At 44.2% G+C, this 7,076-nt stretch carries 6 protein-coding genes; all 6 read right to left on the bottom strand.

The features are described from left to right. Positions 1 to 295: 295 nt before the first annotated feature. The 6 genes from nuoK to H6S82_RS12935 all read right to left on the bottom strand — a co-directional run bounded on the left by nuoK (position 296) and on the right by H6S82_RS12935 (position 6,946). Positions 296 to 601: an NADH-quinone oxidoreductase subunit NuoK gene (gene nuoK, locus H6S82_RS12910; RefSeq protein WP_190469700.1), complete on the bottom strand. Its 306-nt coding sequence runs from the start codon at positions 599 to 601 to the stop codon at positions 296 to 298. An 82-nt stretch (positions 602 to 683) separates the two neighbouring features. Continuing rightward, on the bottom strand, positions 684 to 1,328 hold the full coding sequence (locus H6S82_RS12915) for an NADH-quinone oxidoreductase subunit J (protein ID WP_190469697.1): 645 nt from the start codon (positions 1,326 to 1,328) through the stop codon (positions 684 to 686). A 75-nt stretch (positions 1,329 to 1,403) separates the two neighbouring features. Next, positions 1,404 to 1,988 (bottom strand): NAD(P)H-quinone oxidoreductase subunit I, encoded by a 585-nt coding sequence (ndhI, locus tag H6S82_RS12920; RefSeq protein ID WP_190469615.1) that lies wholly within the window; start codon positions 1,986 to 1,988, stop codon positions 1,404 to 1,406. Between the two features lie 93 nt (positions 1,989 to 2,081). Beyond that, positions 2,082 to 3,200: an NADH-quinone oxidoreductase subunit NuoH gene (gene nuoH, locus H6S82_RS12925; RefSeq protein WP_190469612.1), complete on the bottom strand. Its 1,119-nt coding sequence runs from the start codon at positions 3,198 to 3,200 to the stop codon at positions 2,082 to 2,084. A gap of 509 nt (positions 3,201 to 3,709) precedes the next feature. After that, on the bottom strand, positions 3,710 to 5,530 hold the full coding sequence (locus H6S82_RS33465) for a DUF6745 domain-containing protein (RefSeq protein ID WP_242056931.1): 1,821 nt from the start codon (positions 5,528 to 5,530) through the stop codon (positions 3,710 to 3,712). Between the two features lie 279 nt (positions 5,531 to 5,809). Further along, positions 5,810 to 6,946: a citrate synthase gene (locus H6S82_RS12935; RefSeq protein WP_190469609.1), complete on the bottom strand. Its 1,137-nt coding sequence runs from the start codon at positions 6,944 to 6,946 to the stop codon at positions 5,810 to 5,812. Positions 6,947 to 7,076 lie beyond the last annotated feature (130 nt).

Genomic DNA, 7,076 nt, shown 5'->3' on the forward strand with positions numbered 1-7,076 from the left:
TGTGCTATAATTACCTGTTTTAGTTCCACTTTTTTATATTGGTGAAATAATGATTTTACTAATAACTAAGTAGGGTACTTCACCCTATTTTGGATGAGAGGATTTTGGATGAGAGGATTGACTCCGCAATGAGCGGACAGAGCTTGAAATTCGGAAAAACTTTTTGATTATTCCCATTTCAATGGAAGGCTTGAAACCCCTTTTTTCGGTCAAAGCGATAAAATTTCGGTAATTTCAGACTTCAGATTTCAGATTTCAAATTTGAAATCTAAAATCTGAAATCTAAAATTCTCCATTACCACTTGAGCAAGTTAAACTGCTCCATATCTACCGTATCGCGGTTGCGATAAATCGCCAGTACGATCGCCAACCCAACTGCCGCTTCAGCAGCTGCTACGGTAATCACAAACACAGTAAAAACCTGACCTTTAATTGCTTGCGGGTCTAGAAAATTGGAAAAACCCATCAAATTAAGATTCACTGCATTCAGCAGCAATTCAATTGACATCAGTACCCGCACTGCATTGCGACTGGTAATCAAACCGTAGATACCTATGCAGAAAAGGGCAGCAGCTAAGAGTAAGAAATATTGCAGTTGCAGCATGAATCCTCTTTTTGAGCGAAGTGGTCAACCAATTTAGATTTTGGATTTTGGATTTTGGATTTTGGATTGGCAATGACTATTACTTGTTTTGAGCGCCTCGATCGCTTGTCAGCGTGGAAGAATCGCTGCCTGCGGGCACCAATTCTCTAGGACGTTCCGGCAAAGTTAAAACTTGTTGTTGTACGCTTGTACTTTCGGTTATTTCCGGCAAAAATTCGCGCCGTGCCAAAACGATCGCACCCACCATTGCGATTAACAATAACACCGATGCTAGCTCAAAAGGTAGCAAAAAGTCACTAAAGAAATGTTGACCGATTCGCATAATTGAGCTTTCACTTGTAGTAGCGACTTCCGTAGAAATCGCCCAAGGAGTTGCCAAAACCATTGTGCCTAATAAGACAAACAAACCAGCACAGACTAGGGCTGTTGCTCCCTGACGAAGCCAAGCGCTCTTAAGGGGTGTAAAATCTTGGCGCTTGTTCACCAACATGATGGCAAACAAAATCAAAACGTTTACCGCACCTACATATATCAGCACTTGTGCTGCTGCTACAAAATCAGCATTTAGCAAAATGTACATTCCGGCGATGCTGATAAAAACTCCGCCCAACAAGAAAGCTGAATAGACAATGTTGGAAAACAGCACCACACCCAAAGCTGCTCCAATCATCATCACGCTCAGTATGGCAAACGAAACAATCTGAACCCCTTGCGCTAAATCCACAGTTATTTCTCCTTTTGTTCGTTGTTCATCATTCATAGCCACGAACAAGGAACAACGAACAATGAACAATTAAACCTACTTTTCCGATTTTTCCAAAATTTCCTCTGGAAGTTGACCGGCCCGACGATAGCTGTCTGGAACGTCGTGAGGGTCCATCACACCTTTTGGCAAGTACGCAAGTTCGCGCAGCGGTGTGACCATCGGGTCATCAGTTACTTTATATGGCAAACGTCCCAAAGCCACGTTATCGAAGTTTAATTCGTGACGATCGTATGTGGAAAGCTCGTACTCTTCTGTCATAGATAAACAGTTTGTCGGGCAGTATTCCACACAGTTGCCGCAAAAGATACAAACTCCGAAGTCAATGCTGTAGTGTCGCAGCTGTTTCTTTTTCGTTTCCTTGTTGAATTCCCAATCTACTACTGGCAGGTTGATCGGACAAACGCGGACGCAAACTTCGCAGGAAATGCACTTATCAAATTCAAAGTGAATGCGTCCTCGAAAACGTTCTGAAGGGATAAGTTTTTCGTAGGGATACTGTACCGTAATCGGACGACGGCGCATATGGTCAAAGGTAACTGCCAAACCTTGACCGATGTATTTACCTGCCTGAACGGCTTCTTTGGCGTAATCGCCAACTTGTTTGAGGAACTTTAGCATCGTGTCTCACTCTCTTGGGAATTTTAGATTTTAGATTTTAGATTTTAGATTTGGCGCAAATTTGTCATCTAAAATCTAAAATCTGAAATTTATTTAGCCGCCGAAGGCAAAGGGGAATGCTAGCTTGAGGGCGGCGGTTAACAGCAGGTTTACCAGAGAAACCGGTAAAAGGAACTTCCACCCTAAATTTAGCAATTGGTCAATTCTGACGCGGGGTACCGTCCAGCGCAGCAGAATAGCGAGAAAGATGAGGAAGTAAGCTTTCAGAACTGTCATGGTGATGCCTAAAGAAGCAGCGATTACCTGCAACCAGGGATTTGTCTCGCTGACTCCGAACAAGCTGGCGATGCGATCGATCGGAACGGGAAAATCCCAGCCGCCCAGGTAAAGTATGGAGAAGAGTAGAGAAGAGAGAACCAGGTTGACGTAGGAACCCACGTAGAACAAACCGAATTTCATCCCAGAATACTCGGTTTGATAGCCAGCCACCAGTTCTTCTTCAGCTTCCGGCAAGTCAAAGGGTATCCGTTCGCATTCTGCTAAGGCACAAATCCAAAATACGATGAATCCGATCGGCTGACGCCAGAGGTTCCAACCCAGGATACCGTAACCCGATTGTTGGTCTACGATGTCGATCGTACTGAGGCTGTTGGACATCATCACGATTGCCAGCACCGACAGCGACAGGGGTATTTCATAACTGATCGACTGTGCGGCAGCCCGTAAACCCCCCAACAAGGAGTATTTGTTGTTAGAGGCATACCCTGACATCAGCAAACCAATTGGGGCAATGCTGGAAAGAGCCACCCACAGAAATACACCAACGGCGATGTTTGTGATTACCAGATTTTGTCCGAAGGGTACGATCAGGTAGGACAGAAACACTGGGATCACCACGATGATCGGCCCCAGCGTGAAGAGAAGGGAATCCGACTTAGCTGGGAGAATATCTTCTTTAAAGACCAGCTTCATACCATCGGCTACAGGTGCCAGTATCCCGAATGGCCCCATGAATTCCGGGCCAATCCGCTGTTGTGCAGCCGCCGAAATTTTTCGCTCTAACCAGACTGATACCAGCACTCCTACCGTTGCACCAATAATCATCAGCACCATTGGCAGGGGCATCCAGATTGCCTTAGCGGCACCAGCTGGGACGCCCAAGTCCATTAGCGATTCAATAAAGATTGCTTGCAGGTCAATTCCTGAGTTCATGTTCCCCGCTCTCAAAAATGGCTGAGGCAATGCCAAACCAACCGTTACTACTTTGATTTGTGAAGTTTTTTTTACAACTTCACTGTTTAGTATACCGTCGGATGCCGCAAGACTTTGCTGGTGCAACTACAGCGCCTTGCGAGTGGAGGAGTGGGGGAGTGGGGGAGTGGGGGAGTGGGGGAGTGGACAAAAATTAAGTACCATCAACGCTTGCAAACCGCTATAAGTGCGGCTTGCTGTCGTGGGTCTTCCGCGCAGCGGGCTGGGTGCCTATAAAGGCAATGTCATCTACCTAGAGGATTGACTAAAGATGGAAGTCTATGATGTGGATAGGAAAATGTAATAGCTCAAGTTGCTAGTGCCGCTACGTAGAAGTCAAAAGTCAAAAGTCAAAAGTTAAAATTTAAAATTTAAAATTTAAAATTTAAAATTTAAAATTAGGAATTTAAAATTAGGAATTTCTTCCCCCTCACTTTTTTACTCCACTTTTTCACTCCACAAATCTCCGTTCAGGTTTCGATTGCAAATTTCTCTGGATCTATTCCCCAATTTACCCACCGAATTGCTTCTCGTGCAGATGTTAAATTGGGTGGTACGCGCAAGGCGTGAATTTGTCCGGTACTGGGGCAAGTCATCTTCAATAAATGAATTGGCTCGACATCAGCATCATCTATTTTTAATAAAGTGTATTCTCGAAATAAGTCTAATTCTGTTGTTTGCAATTCTTGACAAATTCTCTCGTAGCCGATCGCTTGAATTAAAACTCGCCTTAACTCTGCGTTTGTCTCTTGTAAAAGCCATTGCGATCGCCACTTTTTCGGGTGCAGGTATCCGTATTTCCGAGGTAAGTTTACCCCGTGATAAGCGTACAGGCTATATCCATCGGCAAACTCAAGGGCAGGTTCTCCTTCGGCGTGCAATCTTTGTCGAGCGTCAAAGTTTATTTTCGTCGGTCGATCGCATACAAAACAAACATTTTCGTAAGCCAAAATCCAAAAGGCATTCTTTACCAATAGCTGAAACAACTCCCATTCTTTTTGAAAGTTATGCTGGCAACCTAACACGGTAATATAAAATTCAATCTCCTTAGCCCAAGAAGTACCTATTTTTCGGATAAAAGCTTTGGGAAAATTTACCCATAGATTATCCTGTAATTGCCTACTCATTTGTCGCCGAAGAGAGATCTCCAATCGCGATGCCAGCATACTTCGCTGTCGGTCCCACAATTGCTCTTTCAATCGCATTTCTAATTGGCTCTCCACTTGTCGCCACAGTTTTATTGCTAACTGGCTATCCAGCTTGCCTCTTATTGGTTTACCTAATTTTATTTCTCCTTGTTTATTTATGTCTATCGCAGCAGCATAAGGGCTATCATAAAAAAGAATATCTACCTCATTTTTACCAATACTTCCATAAGCTGATTTTATTGCATCCTGAGCTTTTTGGCGATCGATTCGCTCTGTAGAAAGTAGAATCGCATCCCACTTTTCCTTGTAAACTGGAATTAAAGCTTCTTGCTCTGGCGTAAATTCGGTAATAATTTTGTAGCCACATCCCTCAGCTAAAACTCGCCTCAATCGAGCGTCAATCTCTTCAGCTATCCACTGTGTTTGCCAGCGAGAAGGAGGCAATTTACTGTATTTTTCAGGCAATCTTACACCGCGATAAGCATAGATATTAAATTCATCAACAAATGCAATTGCAGGTTCTCCTTCTGCATGGAAGCTTCCTCGATCGTCTAAAGATATTTTTCTAGGCCGATCGCATATTATGCACAGCTTTTTATAAGGAATAATCCATCCACAATCTTGCAGAAATGTCTGCAATACCTGCCAATCTTTGTTGCGAGCGCTCTGGCAATTTAAAACATTAATATAAAACTCAGCCTTACAGCAATTCAAACTCCATATTTCCGGTCGAATACAGTTATGTTTTTCTAGTTTTATCGCCAACTTTTCCCTTAATTGACTCATTTGGATGTTGCCCATTTGACTCTTGAGCAGTTGCCTGTGCAACCACCGTTTTAGTTGACTATCTACTTGTTTGCCTAACTGAATTTCTAATGGTTTCCACAGTTTGTCAATTACTGCACTCTTCAGTTTTTTACCGACCTGTTTTATGTGCAGACTTTCCTTATGGCTTAAAGCCGAATAAGGACTATCAAAAAAAACAATTAATGGCTCTTGTTCGCCAATTATCTCATAAACTGCTTTGACCGCTTCAGAAGCTTTTTGACGGTCGATCGGTTCGGTGGAGAGAGCTATACTGCGCCACTTTTCTAGATAAACTGGAATCAGAGCTTCTTGTTCTGGCGTGAGTTCTGCAATCACATTTCTTTAAGTAATAAATACGAAATTGTTAGCGAAAAACAGGTTTTAAAAACCAATTTTTCATCAGTCCAAATCCGGGATCGAAACTCCCTTTATCCCTAAGAAGGGTGAAGCATTGCGGTAGAAAAACTTTGGGTCTTGGGAATACACTTATCGCCGCAATGCTTCACCCCTACACCCCACACTATAAAGGGGCTAAATAACCCGGATTTGGTATCAGTCCACTTCAGTGGACTTTCGCTATGACGCTGGGGTTTGAACCCCTGGCGGACTATGTTGCTAACGTTCTTCGATCGGTATATATGCAGCTTCGTGCAGTCCGGTGTAAACTTGAGTCGGACGGTAGATGCGGTTTTCTTCGAGCTGTTCTTTCCAGTGAGCTAACCAACCGGCCACGCGAGCGATCGCAAAAATTGGCGTAAACAAATCCGTCGGAATACCCATCTTACTGTAAACCAAGCCAGAGTAGAAATCCACGTTCGGGTAAATTCCCTTGTGAGCGAGTTTTTCTTCTACAGCTCTTTCCAACTCCACCGCAATATCGTAGTACTTATCCCGACCGAACTTTTCAAACAACTGCTCTGCCAGATTTTGGAGAATAGTTGCTCGCGGATCTTTTACCTTGTATACTCGGTGTCCGAAGCCCATAATTTTGGCTTTGCGTTCCAGGCGATCTTCCAGATAAGGGCGGACATTTTCCACCGAGCCAATTTCTTCCAACATCGCAATCACTTCTTCATTTGCGCCCCCGTGCAGTGGGCCACCCAGAGTCCCCACAGCCGAAGCCATGACTGCGTAAGGATCTGTCAGAGTTGAAGCTGTCACCCGTGCTGAAAACGTGGAAGCATTCATCGTATGTTCTGCGTGCAGCGTTAGGCAGACATCGAATATCCTAGCTGCCAGCGGATCTGGTTCCCGCTCATTCAGCATATACAGAAAATTAGCCGAATAGCCCAAATCATCGCGAGGCTGTACGGGGTCGTTTCCCTTCCGCATCAGCTGAAAAGCTGCCACCATTGTGGGAATTTTCGCCAAAAGTCGCACTACAGCAGCGCGGATATAAGCCGGGTTATCTAAATCTCTGCGGGAATAGAACAAACCCAATGCAGCGGCTGAAGCTTGTAGCGCATCCATCGGGTGTCCGCTTTCGGGAAAGCATTTCATCATGTCCCGAATCCGATATTTAATTCGCCGATGGTAGCGAATTTCATGTTCAAAGGCTTCCAGTTCTTCTTTCGTTGGCAGCGTACCCCAAATCAAAAGATAGGATGTTTCCAGGAAGGTACTTTTTTCTGCGAGTTCTTCGATACGGATACCCCGATATTGCAATATACCTTGCTGTCCATCCACGTAGCTAACGCTTGATTGGGCAGCGGGAATGCCTTCCAGACCTGGCTTATACTCGCAGACAGTCATAACTTTACCGTTAATCTTATGTGAAATATATTTTAGGCTAACTTACCAGAAACTTACGTATTGTTGCCGACTGCACAAAAATCTTTTATATCTAGCTAGGGGTTAGGGGTTAGGGGCTAGGGGCTAGGGG

This window comes from Planktothrix sp. FACHB-1355, from assembly GCF_014748295.1.
In the GTDB taxonomy this organism is placed as follows: domain Bacteria; phylum Cyanobacteriota; class Cyanobacteriia; order Cyanobacteriales; family Aerosakkonemataceae; genus Aerosakkonema; species Aerosakkonema funiforme_A.